We start from the raw sequence: 18217 nt of genomic DNA, 5'->3' as shown, positions 1-18217 counted from the left end.
GGGTCGTACAAGGGGCCTTAATGGTTTCGGTGGTGGTACCAGGAGAGCACCACCACCGAAAAGTCAGGACCTGCCGGGAGGCCTGGGGGAACCGGAATTCTCATCCGCATGGCCACTACCCCGCCGGGGGCTGGCACGTCGTGCGGGGCGCCGGGTCGTCGTCGCCGGGGTGGCGGCTGGTTCAGGTTCGGGGCGTCGGGAAGCTTTAGCGCGGCGCTGCCGCCCCACCCGGAAGATCAACGCCAGTGCCAGAGCCAGTACCAGCAGCACCGCCGCACCGGAGGTGCCGACGGTCCAGGAACGGGTCTGCACACTGATCTCCACCGGATCCGAGATCGCCGCCCCGTCACTGGTGGACAGCCAGAGCACCAGGTCGGTGCGCTCCTGGTCGCCCGGCAGGTCAGCGGTCATCTGCAGGGAGATGGAACCCTGCGCCGGGATCCGGATCTCGGTGGGCACATTCAGACCCACCCCCTCCGGACCGCGGTAGGAGATCTTCGCCTGGGCGGGCAGCGGCAGGCGGTTCTGCGCCACAATCAACAGGGGTGAAGACTCCGAGGCCCGGGTGTAGACATTGCCCGGGGGGATGAGCGACACCGAGCTGCGCAATGCCTGCAGCACTGTCCGGTTGCCGTTGAGGCGTTGATCGGAAGCCTGCACACTCTCCCAGAAACCGGCGTAGGAACGACGGCCCGCACCGCTCAGGGCCAGCAGCAGATCGCGGCGCAGCGGGGCGGTGTACTCATAGCGGGTCAGCGAGATCGCCGGATCATTGCTCATGATCCGGGTCAGGTCATCGGTGTAGTTGGCCTGCTGACTGGCGCGCAGCACCTCCCCATCGCTGAAGATCGTGGGATCCTCATAGGGAGCACCGAAAGCGGTGGCATCCCGCTCATCCACCGGTGCAGCACCATCCAGCCGTTCCTGCTGCGCGGCATCCGGGGTGAGGTACTCAGCCACACCCAGGGGGCTGAGCTCCTGCTCCTCCAACAACTGAGTGAGCGTATCCACCACAGTGGCGGCGGTGCCGGCGGAGAGCTGCGCGGGGGGCATCACGAACAGCGGAGCTGCGCTGAGCTCCCCGGCCTCATCAAGGGTGGCCGCGGACTTCAGCTCCGCGGTAGCCAAGCGGATACCGGCCGCCGCATTCAGATCCCGAGCAGCCGGGGAGTCAATGCGGAAATCAAAACGGGTGGCCGGATTCGAGTAACCGGCGGTCCCCGGGAGGATCCCCGTGGCGGCCAACGTGGCGGCCAGGGAACCCTGGTAACTGACCGAACGGATCCCCGGGGCCAAGGCCGAAAAACGATCCACCCGAGTGGACTGCCACACCGTGTTCTCCGACACCAGCACATTGACCGTGGTGGCCGGAACCTCCGGCAGCGGGGTTGCCGCATCATCCGGAAGACTGGTGTCATCCAGGGTGGCCTCCAGGGACCCACCGCCTGCCTCACCCTCCGAAGCCAGGTCGGAGGCCGAATCTTCCCAGGCCTCCTGCAAACCGGCATGGGCATCAGTACGCTCCGGATCGGCACTCAACCCGGCAGCCTCATTCGTCGCCAGATCAGCCCAGCCCAGGGCCGGTGCCGTCGCAACCCCGACATAGCCACTACCCGGAACCACCACATTGGTCATCGGGATGACCCCCAGGATCCGGCGGATCAGATAAGGACCCCGCTCCAGGGCCTCCCGCATCAACCACTCATTGGCGGTGGAGTTCACCGCATCCAGATCCGCCCCACCCCAGGGCAAGGCCAGGACACAACTCTGCGCCGCAAGTTCCCGCAACTCCGCCAACCAGGTGGCGGCATCCGCCTGGCCGACACCCTGGGTCGCCGGATCGCGGTCCATCTCCTCAGTCCAACTATCACGCAACCGCTGTCCGGCCTCAATCTCCACCGGGCGGGCATCATCAACCAGATAACCACGGCTCATCCGATCCACCGTGTCCAACAACGCCGGGTCAACCCCAATGCAGCTGGCATCCTGCAACGCCTGACCACCCGGCCCGGAAATCGCCTCCCGGTACTCCCCCAACAACAACCGCAGTCGCCCCCCGGGGGCCAACTCCCCCGCCAGATCCTCAGAACCCAGGATCAGCGGAGTCGCGTCCGGGGCATCCCCGGTTTCCCCGGGAAGAATGTCAGTGCGGGCGGCCAAAGGATAAAGCAGACTCACCCCAGGGGTTGCCGCAGGCGCAGGATCCACGGCGTCGATAAGCGTGCCATCCGCAGGGCTCTCCCCGGCGGGCTCCGGCACGCTGAGCAGGAAACGCTCCGTGCTGAACTCTTCCCCCACCACTCCCTCACGCTGACTACGCAACCCGAAAAGCAGCGGGTAGACACCCGGCTCCGTGATGCTCAGGGTGCCGGGCGCGCCGGGGTCAGTGGGGATGCGGAGACTCACCTCCCGGGTTTCGCCCGTGGCCAGGGAGCCCAGCTCAGTGGGAGCGCCATAGTAGGGGTAGGCGGTGGACTCATAACCGATCACCTGCCGGGCGCTGGCCGTGGTGTATGAGGGATCCGCCCGCTGGGGCTGCAGCACCAGCTTCTCCACCAGTTCCCCGCTGTGATTGCTCAGGGCGAAGGTGAGCTCGAGTTCCTCGCCGGGGGTTAGGACCGCCGGTTGTGCGGAAAGCAGCTGGATGGAAATCTCTTCATCGGATTCCCCGGGGCGTAGCAGCGGGTTGATCCACTGCTCCGCCACCGCCGGATCTGAAGGGTTCAGCGGGAGGGGCATTGCCCCGGCGGGGTGCGTGGGCAGCAGGAACAGGGCACCGCTCAGCAGGGCAACGGCACCGAAAGATCCGGTGCGGATCCAACTGGTTCCGGAGTGCGCCTGAAAGCTCACCTCGGTGTCGTCCTTCCCGCTGACTTCTCCTTCCGGGCCAGCTCCGGCAGCAGATCATGTGCGATCCGGGCCAGCTTGCGCTCATCCGCGTAGGCGAGGTGCTCAATGAGCTCACTCGCCGGGATCCAGGACACCTCGGTGACCTCCGGATCCTCATCATTGAGGTCACCGTCGACATAACGCAGCAGATGATGGTGGACAGTTTTGTGGATCCGGGTTCCATCGGAGACGAACCAGTAGTCGATGACCCCCAGGTCGGCGAAGACCTCACCGTGGACGCCGGTCTCCTCCCACACCTCACGCTCGGCGGTGGAGTCCTGGGCCTCACCTGGTTCAACATGCCCCTTGGGCATGGACCACAGGAGTCGGCCACGGCGATCCAGTCGGCCGATCAGGGCGACATAGATCCGGGAGAGGTCCACCTCGCCGGAGTCCTTGACGGCCTCCGCCAGGCCGGAGACCACCAGACCTCCGGCGGAGGTTTCATCGCGGGTGTGCATCCGCGAATTATGGGAACCGCCCCGCTGTTGGCCACGTGCCGGACGGCGCCCCCCGCTGGTCTGGGTGGGCTGGGTGCGGGGAGTGCCACGACGGTTGCGGCCCGCCGCCCCACGGCGGCGGCCCTTTCCCTTGGTCTCGGTGGTTTTGGTGGGGCTGTTGTTCTCCCTGGTCTCCGGTGCCCTGGTCTCGCCTGCCTTGTTCTCCTTGGCTTCGACGCTCTGGGTTTCAGTGCCCTGGGTCTTGGCAGTGGTGGTGGACTTGTTGCCGGAGCGAGATCCGGAACGACGCCGGGAGCGGCGCCGGGACTGGGAGGACTGGGTGCCGCCGGTCTCCTTCGCGCCCTGGGTGTTTTGTTTGCCCTGGCCGCTCTGGGAGTCGCTGGCACCTTCGGTGGGGGTGGAACCCTGCTGTTGGGTGGAGCGCTGCTGGTTGCTGCTGCTGCCGCGGCGTCGGGAACGACGACGGCGTCGCCGCGTTTTGGGCGCACCAGATTCGGGGCCAGCGCCGGAGGACGTGGAGGCTCCCGCGGAGTCCTGCCCGGATTCCCGGGTCCGAGTGTTGTCGTTCATCCCCGCCATCGTATCCGTTGGCGGGGCGATACGGTATTAATGAACCGCCACCGCCTGGGGCGGGTGCCCTTGTTCCGCCCCCTGCCCCGGTCTTTTCGGCCCCCGGCAGCTCCGGTCCTCAAACACCATTGGGTTTTCCTGGGGGCACCCCGGGTAGAATAAGGCAGGTGAACACCGAGGATCTGGGCACTGAGCCCGCAAGTACCGAAGCCGCCTCCCAGGTGGAGTTGATGGCGCGCGCTGAGCGGGCCATCCTCTCCCTCTCCCCCGTTCTCCTGGATCTGGTGGTGGCTTTCCGGGATCGTGGGGAGTCCCTTTATCTGGTGGGGGGCTCGGTCCGCGACGCGCTGCTCGGCAGGCTCGGACATGACCTGGACTTCACCACCTCCGCCCTGCCGGAGGTGACCCGCGCCATTCTGGATGATTTCGCTGAGGTGGTCTGGGATACCGGCATCGACTTCGGCACCCTCTCCGCGGAGAAGCATGGCCAGCAGATCGAGATCACCACCTTCCGCTCCGACACCTATGACGGCCAGTCCCGGAATCCGGAGGTGCTCTTCGGTGACACCCTGGAGGGTGACCTCATCCGCCGGGACTTCAAGGTCAACGCCATGGCGGTGGAATTGCTTATCGACGCCGGGGGTGCCGCCGTCGAAGGCCGCTTCCATGACCCGGTCGGTGGCCTGGCGGATCTGGCGGCCCGCCGCCTGGACACCCCCGCCGCCCCGGAACAGTCCTTCAATGATGATCCGCTGCGCATGCTGCGCGCCGCCCGTTTCACCAGCCAGCTGGGATTCGGGGTGGCGGAACGGGTCAGTGCCGCCATGTCTGACATGGCCGATGAGATTAAGCGCATCACGGTGGAGCGGGTGCAGGCCGAGCTGGACAAGCTGATGGCCGGCCAGGCTCCCTGGACCGGTTGGAACCTGCTGGTCAAAACCGAGGTCGCCGAGCATGTCCTCCCGGAGATCCCCGGGATGAAGCTGACCCAGGATGAGCACCGCCAGCACAAGGACGTCTACGCCCACTCCATGCAGGTGCTGCGCCAGGCCATGGATCAGGAGGAGGATGGTCCTGATCTGGTGTTGCGCTGGGCGGCCCTGCTCCATGACTGCGGCAAGCCCGCCACCCGGGAGTTCAAGCCGGATGGTGGTGGGGTGACCTTCCACCACCATGAGGTGGTGGGTGCGAAGCTGGTGCGCCGACGGATGCGTGCCCTGAAGTACTCCAAGCAAATGGTCGGGGATGTGGGCCAGCTGGTCTACCTCCACATGCGTTTCCACGGTTTCGGTGAAGGCCAGTGGACTGATTCCGCGGTGCGTCGCTATGTCGCCGATGCGGGTGAACTGCTCCCCCGGTTGCACAAGCTGGTGCGGGCGGACTGCACCACCCGCAACCATCGGAAGGCGCAACGCCTGCAACGCACCTACGATCAGCTGGAGGAGCGGATCGCGGAGATCGCCGAGAAGGAAGATCTCGCCCGAGTCCGGCCGGATCTGGATGGCAATGAGATCATGAAGATCCTGAACCTGCCGCCGGGACCGGAGGTGGGCAAAGCCTGGTCTTTCCTCAAGGAGCTCAGGCTGGAACGCGGTCCCCTCGATCATGAGGAAGCGATTGTTGAATTGAAGGCCTGGTGGGCCGGACAACAGTCGGAACAATAGGAAAGGAATTGGGACACGATGGCTGATCTATATGCGGACCGGTTGTTCAATGCCATGGAAAGAATGGCGCCTGAGCCCGGCATGCTGCTCGTGGCTGCCCCGGGCATGCTGTCCGGTGATTTCACCCGCAGCGTGATCATGATCATCGAGCATTCGCCGCAGATGACCTTCGGCGTGAACCTGACTGCCCGCAGTGAGCTTGCGGTCTTCAACGTGATGCCGGACTGGTTGCCCGCGGTGGCCAAGCCTCAGGCCCTCTACATCGGGGGACCCCTGAACCAGCAGTCCGTGGCCGGGCTGGCGGTGACCAAGAACGGGGTCAATATCGATGATCACCCCCAGTTGAACCGACTGGCCAACCGCCTGGCTCATGTGGATCTGCGCTCCAAGCCGGAGGAAGTCGCTGAGCTCGTGGAGGGCATGCGGCTCTTCGCCGGTTATGCGGAGTGGACTCCCGGTCAGCTGGAGGAGGAGATTGAGTTCGGGGACTGGTTCGTCACCCCGGCGCTGCCCTCCGATGTCATTGCTCCGGGTCGAGTCGACCTGTGGGGTGATGTGATGCGACGTCAGCAGATGCCCCTGCCCCTCTTCTCTACCTTTCCGGCTGACCTCGGTGAAAACTAATGGCGAATGTTTCACGTGAAACACTCGGGGAGATCAAGGGGGGAATCAAGGAAACCTGGGCGGTGGGACTCGGCCTGATTCCCCTCGGCCTGGCCTTCGGGCTGTTGGTGACCCAGTCCGGCTTCGCCTGGTGGTGGGCACCGATCTTCTCCTTCATCATCTACGCCGGAAGCATGGAGTTCCTGACGTTGAATCTGGTGATTGCCGGCGTCGGTCCCCTCACTGCGGCGATCACCGGATTCATGGTCAATTTCCGGCATGTCTTCTATGGCCTGACCTTCCCCCGCAAAGAGATCCATTCACCGGTGGGAAAGCTCTACTCCACCTATGCCCTGACCGATGAGTCCTACGCCATCGTCTCGGCCCGTCCCCCGGGGAAGATCTCCGGGGCGCGGGTACTCACGATCCAGATCTTCTGCCAGTCACTCTGGGTGATCCCCGGCATCCTCGGGGCGCTCGCCGGGGAACTCATCCCCCCGGGACTCCAGGGCATGGAGTTTGCACTCACCGCTTTATTCGTGGTGCTCACCTGGGAGTCATTCCAGAATAACCGGGACTTCTCCCTCCCTCTGCTCGCCATGTTGCTGACGCTCATCGCCGGCTTCATCGCCCCCACCCAGATGCTCGTGATCGCGCTGATCGCCTATTTCCTGATCCTGGTTGCGCGCTACCGTTTCCCCAACCTGGACCGCGCCATGGAGCTGCGCCGTCCGGTGGAGAAGGGAAGGCGCTGAGATGACAGGCCTGCCGGAGGGGGTCACCCTGCCCATGGTCTTCGGGGTGCTCATCCCGGTGGCGATCGTGACCCTCGCGCTGCGACAGCTCCCCTTCTCGGCGCTGAAACGCCTCAAGGGCAGTGAGTTCATCGGGATGCTGGGCATCACCATGCCGGTCGGGGTGATGGCGGCCCTGGTGATCTACACCCTCCACAGCCAACTTGAATCCCCCGGCGGTTTGAGCGCCTCCCTCATTGCGGTGGGGGTCACCGTGATCCTCCACGCCTGGCGCCGCTCCGCCGGACTCTCCATCGTCGGGGGCACGCTGAGCTATATGCTGCTGGTGAATCTGGTTTTCTAGGATTTTTCCCTTGCGGAGCTATTTCGCCGGGGACTTTCGCTGGGTAGGCTCAGCCCCATGAGGAAGAGAACCCTGGGAATGCTCGGTGCCGTAGTCGCTGCCCTGGTTCTGCTGAGCGGCTGCGCCACCGCTTCGGAATCCGGCGACTCGGTAGAGGGCGCCTGGGGTTCCGATGAGCCGGGGCAACCCCAGCTGACACTCGAAGCTGATGGAAAACTCCATGGCACCGATGGCTGCAACCGGATGATCGGTACCTGGGAGCTTGAGGGTGAGAGTGTCATCCTCGGCCCCATCGCCACCACCATGATGGCCTGCCCGGATGTGGAGACCTGGCTTTCCGCCGCAGAATCCCTGGAGGTGGAAGGAGCTGTCCTCCATGTCTTCGATCAGGGTGGCGTGGAGATCGGTACCCTCCCCCGACAGGGGGAAGGTGCTTCCTAGAGTTCCGGGAAGATTGCCCTGGCTTCGCTCCAGAGGCCCTCGAATTCTCTCTCATTGAGCATCTCGGCGGTGATGTCCGGGTACTGCTCATAGGTGTCGGGGTGCGGCACCAACTCATTGGGCTGCTGGGAGCCGCCGACCGTCTTCCCGTGATTCATGGCGCCGACGATGGATCCATGGGCGTCGAGTTCAATCATCCGGTAGAGGCGGCAGAGGGTGTCATCGAGAGGCTCCAGCTCGGCAAGGTGGACCGCCTTCCCGGTTCCGGGGATGGACAATTCGGTGCGGACATAAAGGAAAGGTTTCACGTGAAACATCTTCCTGAGGGAGCTGAATTAAAGCAACCCACACCACCCCAGAAATAAAGAAGTCGGCCGGAAAGTGAGGGTTCACTCTCCGGCCGACTTCCCTTGGGGTGGATCTAGCTGGGATCGGACTGCAGCTGCACCTGCTTCGGCCCCTCCCCCCGCTTAGCGTAGCGGGCAGCCAGCCAGGAACACATCATCAACTGGATCTGATGGAAGAGCATCAGGGGCAGGATCAGCAGGCCGAGGTTTGCTCCGCCGAAGATGACCGCCGCCATCGGGAGTCCGGTCGCCAGAGATTTCTTGGTTCCGCAGAACTCGATGGCGATGGTGTCCGCCCGGTTGAAGCCCAGCTTCTGCGCGATGAAGCGGGTCAACCAGAGCATGAAGGCCACCAGCACCACCGAGAAAATGATGAGGAAGATGATGCTGCCGACAGACACACTCGACCAGACCCCGGCGACCATGCCGGCAGAGAAGGCGGAGTAGACCACCATGGTGATGGAACCACGGTCCACGATCTTGGTGCCCTTGGAAGCTGCAGCCTTACCCACCAGCGGACGGAAGAGCTGCCCCAGGATGAAGGGCAACAGCAGCTGCAGTGAAATATTGATGAAGACCGAGGCATCCACCTGAACCCCATCCCCGGCTGACATCAGCAGCATGACCAGCAAGGGGGTGAGGAAGACGCCGGCCAGGTTTGAGGCGGAGGCGGAGACGATCGCGCCCGCCACATTGCCCCGGGCGATGGAGGTGAAGGCCACCGAGGACTGCACCGTGGAGGGCACCAGGGTCAGGAAGAGGATGCCCATGTAGAGATCCTCGGAGATGAAGTAGGTCAGTGGGCGGAGTGCGACACCGATGATGGGGAAGGCCACGAAAGTGAACGCCAGGATCAGCAGATGCAGCTTCCAGTGCTTGAGGCCGTTGAGCGCCTCCTGGGTGGACAGTCGGGCACCATAGAGGAAGAAGAGCACGGCGATGGCGATCTGGGTGGCCAGGGCGAACCATTCGGCGAACTCTCCGCGTGCGGGCAGGATGATGGCCACGAGGACGGCCGCGATGATCAACAGGATCAGCGGATCCGCCTTAGGCAATTTCAGACGGGAGACCATGAGTGCTTAGTCTACGAGCCTCTCCCCCGCCCCACTGGATTTCCCTCCTCCGGAGCGGTGTGGTGGGAGTGGGAATAGTATGTTTCACGTGAAACCCAATCCCTTCTTCGGTGCGGCGGGAAGAAAATGCTTTAGTAGGGTGAGGGGATGAATGTCCTCTTTGAGAAGATGCAGTTGCGGGATCTGGAAATTGCGAACCGGATCTGGCTCCCTCCGATGTGTCAGTACCGGGTTCAGGAGAGGGACGGCGTCCCCACTGATTGGCACCTGGTCCACTATGGTGCCCGGGCTGTCGGCGGTTTCGGGCTGATCATCGCCGAGTCCACCGGCATTGTTCCGGAGGGACGTATCTCCCCGAATTGCACGGGGCTCTGGAATGAGGAGCAGGTTCAGGCCTGGCGGCGCATCGTCGACTTCGTTCATGCCCAGGGCGCGAAGATGGGTGTCCAGCTCAACCATGCCGGTCGTAAATCGAGTACAGTCCCCCTCCTGCCGGATCAGCCGACTTATGATGGAACAGAAACCATCCCGCTGAGTGAGGGTGGGTGGGAGCCGGTCGGCCCCAGCGCCGTGGCCAATGATGGTCTGGCGGTGCCCCGGGAAATGACCCTGGCGGAGATTAGGCAGCTGCCGGAGGACTTTGTCGCGGCGACTCATCGCGCCATGGACGCCGGTTTCGACACCGTGGAGCTCCATGCCGCCCATGGGTACCTGCTGCACCAGTTCCTCTCCCCGCTCGCCAATAAGCGTGAGGATGAATACGGCGGGAGTTTTGAGAACCGCACCCGCCTGCTTCGGGAGGTGGTGGTGGCGGTCCGTAAGGCACTGCCCGAAGGTGTTCCGCTTCTGCTCCGGCTATCCGCCACTGATTGGCGAGATGATGTCCCCTCCTGGACGGTTGAGGAATCCGTGAAGCTGGCTGGGATTCTCAAGGAGTTGGGGGTGGATCTGATGGATGTCTCCACCGGTGGACTTGTTAAGGCGCAGATCCCGGTGGGCCCCGGTTACCAGGTTTCCTTCGCGGAGCAGATCCAGCTGGAAACCGGGATGCCGACGGCTGCGGTTGGTCTGATCACCGAACCACAGCAGGCATTGGACATCATTCAGGAGGTCCGGGCGAGTGCGGTGCTGATCGGCCGCGAGGCCTTGCGGGATCCTTCTTTCCCTTGGCGGATCGCCCGGGAAACCGGTGTGGATTCCCGGGAGGTCCCCTTCCCCGTCGCCTATCACCGCGCGGCCTGGCGCTAGAATCCTATTTCCTGGTGACGCTGAGGGTGCCCCCCGATTCTGTCAGTTGTGAGGGGATCAGGGGGTCCCTGGAGGGGCCGGCGAGCACCGCACCGTCCACGATGGAAAACTCCGAGTTGTGGGCGGTGCAGCGCACGATCTCGCCCTCCACCTCGGTGATGGGGTTGTTCTGGTGGGGGCAGGTGGAGGAGTAGGCGAGGAAGTTGCCCTCGGTGGGTTGGGCGATGATGAAGGAGTCGATGATCACCGCACTACCCACCGGAACCTCGGTGGCTGCCACCTCTACGCTAGGATTGGATCCGCACGCCGCCAGGAACGCTCCGGCGAAGGTAGTTGCAGTTCCGAGTAGAAACATGCGACGATTGCAGGATAAATTGCCCTGAGAGAATCTGGGAGTCTGGGAAGCCATGACTCCAGATTATCGCAAAGGTGCAGCTCATAGGGTTATGGCGACAACCATCATCGGAGGATGAGAAAGCGGGCCTGCCTGATCTTTGGTGATCGGGTTATGGATGACAGCTACAGTTGACTTCGCCCATCATTGGGATCCCCTTTTAAGGCAGTGGCCCGCAAAATTTCAGGCTCAAATTACCTGACCCCAGGGTCATTTAGATAACGTCACTGTGACGCTTCCTCAAAACCAGCTCCATGCTCATGAGAAAACCCACTCCCCTCCCCCACCGGAGAGAAGAGTGGGTTTTTTAGTACCAGAACTACTTCTTGGTGGCTGCCTTCATGGCGGAGACGAATTCCTTCAGCTCTGCGTGCAGTGCTGCGGGATCCACGACGTGACCCGGGTTGGGGTGCACGCCTTCGGTGTGGGCGTCGATGATGCGGGTGATGGCGGAACCGGTGATGGCACCGGAGGCACCGGCGGCAATCGCATCAGCCACGTGCTGCGGGCTGGAGATGCCGAATCCCAGCAGGATCGGGGCGCCCCCGAAGCGCTGGATATTGGCCACCACATCGGCCAGACCGGTGGTCTCGGACTCCCGCTCGGTGCCGGTGACGCCATGGCGGGAGACGGCGTAGATATAGCCCTTGGAGCGGGCCGCCACACCTGCCAGGGTGGCCTCGGCGGCCTGGGCCGGGGCGATGAAGATGGGGTCCACCCCAGCTGCCGCAGCAGCCTCGGCGAACTCCTTACCCTCACGAACGGGAACATCCGGGAGGAGGATGGAGTCGGCTCCGGCTGCGGCGAACTCGGTGTAGAAGCGTTCGATGCCCCGGGTGAAGGGAACGTTGCCGTAAATGAGCATGCCGATGGGCAGCTCCTCCCAGGTTTCCCGGATGCGGCGGATCAGCGCCAGCGCACCGTCCACGGTAGCGCCACCATCGAGTGCCCGGATATGGGACTTCTGGATGGTGGGGCCGTCAGCGACCGGGTCGGAGAAGGGGACGCCGAGCTCGAGGGCGTCGGCACCTGCCTCAACGACGCTGCGGATGATCTCGAAGGAGTCTTCCGGGGTGGGGTCGCCGAGCATGATGAAGGGCACGAAGGCGCCTTCATTCTTCTCCTCGAGGCGGGTGAAGAGGGCTTCATAGCGGGTCATGTTCTAGTCCTCCTTCAGGACGAGCTCGGGGTTTTCCTCGAGGGTGCGGCGGACATGTTCGACGTCCTTGTCACCGCGGCCCGAGAGGCAGACGAGGATGTTGAGCTGCTTGCCCTCTTCCTCGGCGAGGCGGGCACGCTTGAGGGCGTAGGCCATGGCGTGACTGGACTCCAGGGCGGGGATGATGCCCTCCTTGAGGGACAGCAGCTGGAAAGATTCCAGTGCCTCGGCATCCGTGATGCCGACATAGGAGGCACGGCCGCTCTTGTGGAGGTGGGCGTGCTGGGGGCCCACGCCCGGGTAATCCAACCCGGCGGAGATGGAATAGGATTCCTCCACCTGGCCGTCGTCATTACGCATCAGGTAGGAACGGGCACCGTGGAGGATGCCGATCTTGCCGTTGCTGATGGTGGCGCCGTGCTTGCCGGAGTCCATGCCCTGGCCGCCCGGTTCAGCGCCGACCAGTTCCACGCCCTCTTCATCGATGAAGTCAGCGAACATGCCGATGGCGTTGGAGCCACCGCCGACTGCCGCGACAACCAGATCGGGCAGGCCGCCGATGCGTTCCTGCATCTGGGCCTTGGCTTCCTGGGAGATGACCCGGTGGAATTCCCGGACGATCGTCGGGAAGGGGTGCGGGCCAGCGGCGGTGCCCAGCAGGTAGTGGGACTCGTGGAAGGTGGCGGTCCAGTCCCGCAGGGCCTCATTCACGGCATCCTTGAGGGTGCCGGAACCGGCATCCACGGGGATGACCTTCGCGCCGTGCAGCTGCATGCGGTAGACATTCGGCTGCTGACGCTCCACGTCCTTGGCGCCCATGTAGATCACGCAGTCCAGGCCGAGCAGGGCGCAGGCCAGGGCGGTGGCGGTGCCGTGCTGGCCGGCACCGGTCTCGGCGATGATGCGGGTCTTGCCCATGCGCTTGGCCAGCAGTGCCTGGCCGATCACCTGGTTGGTCTTGTGGGCGCCACCGTGGACCAGGTCCTCACGCTTGAGGAAGATCCGGGCGTAACCCTTGCCGGCACCGGCGACCGGGAGGTTGGAGCACTCCGTGATCGGGGTGGGGCGGCCCAGGTAGTCGCGGAGGTAGGCGCGGAATTCCGCCTGGAACTCTTCGTCGGTGGTGGCGTCGACGAAGGCCTGCTCCAGCTGGTCCAGTGCGGGGATCAGGGATTCGGGGACATATTGTCCGCCGAATTCGCCGAAATAAGCCGGGAGCAGCGTTTTGCCGCCGTCGCGGGATGCGTCATCGGTGTGTGGGGTCATGGGTCTACTATGCCTTTCCCTCGGTGTTGTGGGGTTGGGTGAAGGAGCGGATTTCATGGAAGATGCGGCGCAGTGCCCCGGCATCCTTGTGGTGGGCCCACTCCCCTGCCCCGGCGGGATATTCCACACCGGAGTTGAGGTCGAGTCCGGCGCAGCCCACGGCCAGCGCCTCCCTGACATTGGCCAGGTTGATGCCCCCGGCGAGCAGGGCGTGTTCCCGGACCGTAGCCGGGATGGTGGACCAGTCGAAGGTGGTGCCGGTGCCACCCAGACCGGAGTCCAGGATCAGTCGGTCCACGGCTTCAGTCTCCACCAGTGCCGCTGCAAGTTCCGCACCCTGGGGGGCGGACATGGAGATGGCGCGCCAGATCTGGATCTCCGGCCCCACCTCTTCGCGGACCCCGGCCAGCAGTGCCCGTTCATCGGCCAGGGTCTCGCCGAGGGGTGCCTGCACCTGCACGGCGTGGATGCCCGGCTGGATCAGCTCTCCCCAGCCGGAGGTCCGGCGGGAGACGGCGACATAACGCAGCCCCGGCTCGGCACCGATGATTTCCGTGGCGGTTTCACGTGAAACATTGCGCGGGGAAGCCTCTTCGAAGATGAGACCGCCGTAGAGGGCGCCAGCTGCCTTGGCGGCCTGCGCGGCGGTGGCGGTGCGCAGCCCACAGACCTTGTTGCCCCCGTAGATCAGCTCCCGGGCGGCAGCATCCACATCCGGCTGGCTGGTCAGCTGGGAGCCGACCAGGAAGCCATTGGAGTGGCCACCCAGGGCCCGGACGGTGGCGTTATCGCGGACCCCGGACTCGGCCACCAGGACCGCATCTGCGGAGATCAGCTCCGCCAGTCGGCCGGAGCGACTCAGGTCGATGGAGAGATCGTGGAGGTTGCGGTGGTTGACCCCGATGATCTTCGCACCCAGCGCATTGGCCCGGGCAACCTCCTCCTCATCAATGACCTCAGTGAGGACATCCAGGCCGAAACGCTCCGCCTCAGCTGCCAGGGCGCGGTACTCGGCGTCGTCCAGGACGGAGAGCATGAGCAGGATGGCATCCGCACCGTAATAGCGGGCGGCGTGGATCTGCACCTCATCGATGACGAAGTCCTTGCAGAGCACCGGCAGATGCGAGATGGAGGCGACGGTCGACAGGTGGTTATAGTCCCCGCCGAACTTATCCGGTTCGCAGAGCACCGAGATGCCGGCGGCATAGCGGGAGTAGATGGAGGCGATCGCGCCCGGCTCATAGTGTTCCCGGATCATGCCCAGGGAGGGCGAGGAGGACTTGCACTCCATGATGAAACGGTTCAGCCCCCGTCCCCCACCGGGCTGCCCGCCGCCGAGGGACTCATAGAGGGAACGCTCCGAACGGGGAAGCTTATCGACGTCCACGTGGGCGATGCGGGCCCGGATCTCCGGGAGGTGCCCACGGCGGCCCTCAACGATGGATTCCAGAACAGTGGGCAGTTTATGCGCCATAATCAATCTCCTCGTGCTTCTTCAACCATGCGGCAACGGTGCCGTCCTTGATCAGGTCCAGGGCCAGCTGGGTGCCCTCCTTGATGGAGTCGGCCTTGGAGTTCAGGTAGAACATCGCGCCGGCGTTGACCGCCACGGCATCGCGGTGCGCCACCGGGCCGGTCCCATCGAAGATGGCGCGCATGTGGCGGGCGTTCTCCTCACCGTCCCCACCCACCAGGTCGGCCAGCTCACAGCTGCTCACACCCATGTCCTCCGGGGTGAGTTCATAGGTGATGATCTCCCCGTCCTCCTTCAGCTCCCACACCTGGGTGATGCCGTGCACGGCGATCTCATCGGTGCCGGCCCCGTGAACCACCAGGGCGCGCTTGCGGCCGAGTTCCTTCATCACGTTGATGATCATCTCGCCCTGCTCCGGGTTGGCCACGCCCATGATCTGGAAGGCCGGGCTGGCGGGGCTGAGCAGCGGGCCCAGCACATTGAAGATGGTGGGCACCTTCAGCGCCTTGCGCACCGGCTGGGCATGCGCCACCGCCGGGTTGTAGGCCGGAGCGAAGAGGAAGGTGAAACCGGAGTTCTGCACCCACTTCACGGCACGGTCCACATCCAGGTCCAGGGGGATGTTCAATGCTTCCAGGACATCCGCGGAACCGGACTTGGAGCTGACGGAACGGTTACCGTGCTTGATCACGGTGCACCCCCCGGCCGCCGCAACCAGGGAGGCGCCGGTGGTGATGTTGATGGTGTTGGCGCCGTCCCCACCGGTGCCGGCGGTGTCCATCACGTTGTCGGCGTCGAAGGGGAAGGGACGCCCCGCGTTGAGGAAGGCCTTGGCGGCACCGGCGATATCGGCGAAGGTTTCGCCGCGGGTGCGGATGGTGGCCAGCAGTGCGGCGATGTGGATGTCATCGTATTCACCGACCGTCATCGGGGTGAAGACCTTGACGGCCTCCTCCACGGTGGGGTTGTGGTTGTCCAGGTAGTCCAGCAGGACGGAGAGGGTGTCCGGGTGGGTCATTAGTTGGTGCTTCCCTTCTTGGAGTTGTTGAGGAGTTCTTCGATGCTTCGGGTCAGGATGATCGGGCCCGTGGGGCTGAGCACCGACTCGGGGTGGAACTGCAGTCCCAGGGCCATGCCATCGGCGGTTTCCGCGGCCATGATGACCTCGCCGATCTCGGAGCCGATGGTGGCCAGGGGTTCGATGCCTGCCGGGGCGTGGGTGCAGCCCAGGGAGTGGTAGCGGGCCACCGGAACCTTGCGGCCCAGCACTCCCGGCATATCCGGTCCCCCATCGACGCTCAGACCGTGGAACACGGCGTGAACCGCACCCCGGTCCGTGAGGTGCATCTGCTCGGAGATGCCGTGCACCGGGCCGCAGGGTTCGACGGTGCCGCCGTGATGCTCGAGCAGCGCCTGGAAGCCGAGACAGATACCCAGCAGGGGAACCTTGCCGAGCGTGGTGTCGATAAGCGCCATCATCTCCCCCGCCTCCCGGGGATGGCCGGGGCCGGGCGAGAGACAGATCAGGTCCGGCTCGGCGGCGAGCACCTGCTCCACGGGGACGGTGTTGCGGAAGACGGTGCATTCGAAACCGGCGCTGGCGAAGGCGTCCACCAGGTTGTAGACGAAGCTGTCGTGGTTGTCGATCAGGACGATCCTGGTCTTGCTCATCGGATGACCTCCAGGGTTGAGCCGGCGGCCAGGGCGATGGCGTTGAGCACCGCGTAGGCCTTGTGCAGGGTTTCATCAGCCTCGGACTGGGGGTTGGAGTCGCGCACCACACCGGCACCCGCCTGCACCGCGGCCACCCCGTCCTGCACGAAGGCGGAACGGATGATGATGCAGTTGTCCATGTCGCCATTGCCCTTGAGATAACCCACGGCACCGCCATAGGATCCCCGGCGCCGCTTCTCGACGCCGCGGAGCAGCTCCATGGCGCGCAGTTTCGGCGCCCCGGTCAGGGTGCCCATGTTCATGCAGGCCCGGTAGGCGTCCAGGGCATCCAGCTCAGGATCCAGCTCCGCGGTCACCCGGGACACCAGGTGCATCACCCGCGAATAACGGTCCACCTGCAGCAGATCAGCCACCCGGCGGGTGGCGGGAACCGCCACCCGGGCCAGGTCATTGCGGGCCAGATCCACCAGCATGGTGTGCTCGGCGATCTCCTTGGCATCGGTACGCAGCTCCAGCTCGGCCCGGATGTCCAGCTCATCATTGATGCTGCCGTCCGGGTTCAGACCCCGGGTGCGGGTGCCGGCGATCGGGTACAGCTGCACCTCGCGGGTGGCGGCCTCGAACTTCAGGTTCGACTCCGGGGAAGCACCGAACATCTCATAGGAACGGCCGTCCGGGTTGATGCCCCGGACATAGAACATGTACGGGCTGGGGTTGGTGCGGCGCAGCTGGCGGTAGGCGGCGAAGGAATCCGGGCAGGGCGCGGTGAAGGTGCGGGCCGGAACCACCTGGTAGATATCGCCCTTGTAGATGGACTCCTTGAGGTTGATCACCTGCTCACGGAATTCCGCATCGGGGATGTCCGCGGTGACGTGCAGGACATCATCCTCATGCTCGGTGACGCGGTAGGCGTGCTCCGCACCCGGCTCCGCGGCGTCGATGAGCGCGGCAAGTTCCCTCAGCTCCTCGCGCAGGGCGGCCAGGGCGGTGTCATTGGTGGCCACGCCCTCGAGTACCGCGCTGCGCTCCTCATGGTTGATGGTCAGCAGCACCTCGGCGAGGATGAACTGATAATCGGGGTAGGTGTTCACCGACTCCCCCACCTCGGGCAGGGTCTCGAAGGTCTCGAGGTAATCGAAGGCCATGCCACCGGCCAGCATCGGCAGTGAGCCGCTGGCATCGGTGTACCCGGACTCCAGCTGCAGCTTGCGCAGCACCTCGATGCTGGAGACCGCCTTCAGGCGTTCGCGCTCATCCACCGCATCAGAGAGCGGGAATCGGAAGGCGGCATCCTCGAGGGCGTACTCGGCGAGCTGTTCCCGGAGGCGGGCGCTAATGTCCTCCCCGGAGCTGCTCAGCGTCTGGGTGCTTACGGTGTCTCCCTCACAGGTGATGCGCAGGGATGCCTTCAGGACCGCAACGGAACTCAGTCCCGCCCGGGTGGTGATATCGGCGCTTTCCAGCAGTACGGCATCATCGGCGGTGGTGCCGCCGAGGTGGGCGAAAAGATCTGAGGCATCTTCGTGATAACGCACCGGCAGGGAGATGACGGTGGGGTTGAAGCTCATGGGGTGGCTCCCATCCGGGAAGCAGTGGTGGTCATTCCTCTTGGCCTCTCTTAGAAACTTGAACGATGGTGCGGTGCTGCGCTACTTCGCTGTTCAAGCGGGGCCTGCTCTGAGGTGTTTCCGGGTGTGGAATCAGAAAAGGCCCGACGCTTGGTGGAAGCGTGCGAGCCTTGGTTTTAGATCGTGCTTTGTTCTGCAACTTAGTGGCTCGCCGATTAAGCGCGCCACCACCACTGGGTGCTTCGGGGGGAAGATTCGTTGCTCACAAAAAGATATTTTAGCACTGCC

At 64.3% G+C, this 18217-nt stretch carries 17 protein-coding genes; 6 read left to right on the top strand and 11 right to left on the bottom strand.

Translation table 11 applies throughout. The features are described from left to right. Window positions 1-63: 63 nt before the first annotated feature. Together COCCU_RS13925 and COCCU_RS13920 are read right to left on the bottom strand one after the other, a co-directional pair. Window positions 64-2850, bottom strand: a complete 2787-nt coding sequence (locus tag COCCU_RS13925; protein ID WP_156232406.1) for a hypothetical protein — start codon at window positions 2848-2850, stop codon at window positions 64-66. After that, window positions 2847-3920, bottom strand: a complete 1074-nt coding sequence (locus COCCU_RS13920; protein WP_156232404.1) for an NUDIX hydrolase — start codon at window positions 3918-3920, stop codon at window positions 2847-2849. Before COCCU_RS13920 ends, COCCU_RS13925 begins: the two co-directional genes overlap by 4 nt. A gap of 230 nt (window positions 3921-4150) precedes the next feature. Here COCCU_RS13920 and COCCU_RS13915 point away from each other — a divergent pair, with 230 nt between their 5' ends. The 5 genes from COCCU_RS13915 to COCCU_RS13895 are packed head-to-tail and all read left to right on the top strand — an operon-like array spanning window position 4151 to window position 7726. Next, on the top strand, window positions 4151-5584 hold the full coding sequence (locus COCCU_RS13915) for a CCA tRNA nucleotidyltransferase (protein ID WP_156232935.1): 1434 nt from the start codon (window positions 4151-4153) through the stop codon (window positions 5582-5584). Between the two features lie 18 nt (window positions 5585-5602). Continuing rightward, window positions 5603-6208, top strand: coding sequence for a YqgE/AlgH family protein (locus COCCU_RS13910; RefSeq protein WP_156232402.1), 606 nt, complete (start codon window positions 5603-5605; stop codon window positions 6206-6208). Continuing rightward, complete coding sequence (locus tag COCCU_RS13905) at window positions 6208-6942, top strand: AzlC family ABC transporter permease (RefSeq protein ID WP_156232400.1); 735 nt, start codon at window positions 6208-6210, stop codon at window positions 6940-6942. Before COCCU_RS13910 ends, COCCU_RS13905 begins: the two co-directional genes overlap by 1 nt. Before the next feature lies 1 nt (window position 6943). Beyond that, window positions 6944-7285 (top strand): branched-chain amino acid transporter permease, encoded by a 342-nt coding sequence (locus COCCU_RS13900; protein ID WP_156232398.1) that lies wholly within the window; start codon window positions 6944-6946, stop codon window positions 7283-7285. A gap of 57 nt (window positions 7286-7342) precedes the next feature. Continuing rightward, a complete protein-coding gene (locus COCCU_RS13895; protein ID WP_231598798.1) occupies window positions 7343-7726 on the top strand; it encodes an META domain-containing protein in 384 nt (127 codons plus the stop codon). On the opposite strand, the gene COCCU_RS13890 is transcribed toward COCCU_RS13895, so the two are convergent. Beyond that, window positions 7723-8043: a hypothetical protein gene (locus tag COCCU_RS13890; RefSeq protein WP_156232396.1), complete on the bottom strand. Its 321-nt coding sequence runs from the start codon at window positions 8041-8043 to the stop codon at window positions 7723-7725. The two genes, COCCU_RS13895 and COCCU_RS13890, sit on opposite strands and share 4 nt — an antisense overlap. A 104-nt stretch (window positions 8044-8147) precedes the next feature. Next, window positions 8148-9146 (bottom strand): bile acid:sodium symporter family protein, encoded by a 999-nt coding sequence (locus tag COCCU_RS13885; RefSeq protein ID WP_156232394.1) that lies wholly within the window; start codon window positions 9144-9146, stop codon window positions 8148-8150. Between the two features lie 147 nt (window positions 9147-9293). On the opposite strand from COCCU_RS13885, the gene COCCU_RS13880 reads away from it, so the two are divergent. Next, entirely contained in the window at window positions 9294-10394 is a 1101-nt protein-coding gene (locus COCCU_RS13880) for an NADH:flavin oxidoreductase/NADH oxidase (RefSeq protein ID WP_156232392.1), read from the top strand. Window positions 10395-10398: 4 nt separating this feature from the next. Here the strand turns inward: COCCU_RS13880 and COCCU_RS13875 are convergent, their stop codons facing one another. The 7 genes from COCCU_RS13875 to COCCU_RS13845 all read right to left on the bottom strand — a co-directional run bounded on the left by COCCU_RS13875 (window position 10399) and on the right by COCCU_RS13845 (window position 17929). Further along, window positions 10399-10803 carry a Rieske (2Fe-2S) protein gene (locus COCCU_RS13875; RefSeq protein ID WP_231598797.1) on the bottom strand — a complete coding sequence of 135 codons (405 nt, stop codon included), beginning with the start codon at window positions 10801-10803 and terminating at the stop codon, window positions 10399-10401. A gap of 304 nt (window positions 10804-11107) precedes the next feature. Next, window positions 11108-11947, bottom strand: coding sequence for a tryptophan synthase subunit alpha (gene trpA / locus COCCU_RS13870; protein WP_156232389.1), 840 nt, complete (start codon window positions 11945-11947; stop codon window positions 11108-11110). A gap of 3 nt (window positions 11948-11950) precedes the next feature. Continuing rightward, window positions 11951-13213 (bottom strand): tryptophan synthase subunit beta, encoded by a 1263-nt coding sequence (trpB, locus tag COCCU_RS13865; RefSeq protein WP_156232387.1) that lies wholly within the window; start codon window positions 13211-13213, stop codon window positions 11951-11953. Between the two features lie 7 nt (window positions 13214-13220). Beyond that, window positions 13221-14687, bottom strand: coding sequence for a bifunctional indole-3-glycerol-phosphate synthase TrpC/phosphoribosylanthranilate isomerase TrpF (trpCF, locus tag COCCU_RS13860; protein WP_156232385.1), 1467 nt, complete (start codon window positions 14685-14687; stop codon window positions 13221-13223). After that, on the bottom strand, window positions 14677-15705 hold the full coding sequence (gene trpD / locus COCCU_RS13855) for an anthranilate phosphoribosyltransferase (protein ID WP_156232383.1): 1029 nt from the start codon (window positions 15703-15705) through the stop codon (window positions 14677-14679). The genes trpCF and trpD overlap by 11 nt, the downstream gene beginning before the upstream one ends. After that, window positions 15705-16358, bottom strand: a complete 654-nt coding sequence (locus COCCU_RS13850) for an anthranilate synthase component II (RefSeq protein WP_156232381.1) — start codon at window positions 16356-16358, stop codon at window positions 15705-15707. Before COCCU_RS13850 ends, trpD begins: the two co-directional genes overlap by 1 nt. Continuing rightward, complete coding sequence (locus tag COCCU_RS13845; RefSeq protein WP_156232379.1) at window positions 16355-17929, bottom strand: anthranilate synthase component 1; 1575 nt, start codon at window positions 17927-17929, stop codon at window positions 16355-16357. Before COCCU_RS13845 ends, COCCU_RS13850 begins: the two co-directional genes overlap by 4 nt. Window positions 17930-18217: the final 288 nt, after the last annotated feature.

This window comes from Corynebacterium occultum (genome assembly GCF_009734425.1).
GTDB classification, from domain to species: Bacteria; Actinomycetota; Actinomycetes; order Mycobacteriales; family Mycobacteriaceae; genus Corynebacterium; species Corynebacterium occultum.
The sequence above is the reverse complement of the archived record's forward strand: the minus strand, read 5'-3'. Positions and strand labels throughout refer to the sequence as shown.

Excerpts from the sequence above, each read along its gene's own strand:
- COCCU_RS13885 (WP_156232394.1), bottom strand. The coding sequence starts at position 9,146 with ATGGTCTCCCGTCTGAAATTGCCTAAGGCGGATCCGCTGATCCTGTTG.
- COCCU_RS13905 (WP_156232400.1), top strand. The coding sequence starts at position 6,208 with ATGGCGAATGTTTCACGTGAAACACTCGGGGAGATCAAGGGGGGAATC.
- COCCU_RS13910 (WP_156232402.1), top strand. The coding sequence starts at position 5,603 with ATGGCTGATCTATATGCGGACCGGTTGTTCAATGCCATGGAAAGAATG.
- trpA (WP_156232389.1), bottom strand. The coding sequence starts at position 11,947 with ATGACCCGCTATGAAGCCCTCTTCACCCGCCTCGAGGAGAAGAATGAA.
- COCCU_RS13895 (WP_231598798.1), top strand. The coding sequence starts at position 7,343 with ATGAGGAAGAGAACCCTGGGAATGCTCGGTGCCGTAGTCGCTGCCCTG.
- COCCU_RS13915 (WP_156232935.1), top strand. The coding sequence starts at position 4,151 with ATGGCGCGCGCTGAGCGGGCCATCCTCTCCCTCTCCCCCGTTCTCCTG.
- COCCU_RS13900 (WP_156232398.1), top strand. The coding sequence starts at position 6,944 with ATGACAGGCCTGCCGGAGGGGGTCACCCTGCCCATGGTCTTCGGGGTG.
- COCCU_RS13875 (WP_231598797.1), bottom strand. The coding sequence starts at position 10,803 with ATGGCTTCCCAGACTCCCAGATTCTCTCAGGGCAATTTATCCTGCAAT.
- trpB (WP_156232387.1), bottom strand. The coding sequence starts at position 13,213 with ATGACCCCACACACCGATGACGCATCCCGCGACGGCGGCAAAACGCTG.
- trpD (WP_156232383.1), bottom strand. The coding sequence starts at position 15,705 with ATGACCCACCCGGACACCCTCTCCGTCCTGCTGGACTACCTGGACAAC.
- trpCF (WP_156232385.1), bottom strand. The coding sequence starts at position 14,687 with ATGGCGCATAAACTGCCCACTGTTCTGGAATCCATCGTTGAGGGCCGC.
- COCCU_RS13850 (WP_156232381.1), bottom strand. The coding sequence starts at position 16,358 with ATGAGCAAGACCAGGATCGTCCTGATCGACAACCACGACAGCTTCGTC.
- COCCU_RS13920 (WP_156232404.1), bottom strand. The coding sequence starts at position 3,920 with ATGAACGACAACACTCGGACCCGGGAATCCGGGCAGGACTCCGCGGGA.
- COCCU_RS13845 (WP_156232379.1), bottom strand. The coding sequence starts at position 17,929 with ATGAGCTTCAACCCCACCGTCATCTCCCTGCCGGTGCGTTATCACGAA.
- COCCU_RS13890 (WP_156232396.1), bottom strand. The coding sequence starts at position 8,043 with ATGTTTCACGTGAAACCTTTCCTTTATGTCCGCACCGAATTGTCCATC.
- COCCU_RS13880 (WP_156232392.1), top strand. The coding sequence starts at position 9,294 with ATGAATGTCCTCTTTGAGAAGATGCAGTTGCGGGATCTGGAAATTGCG.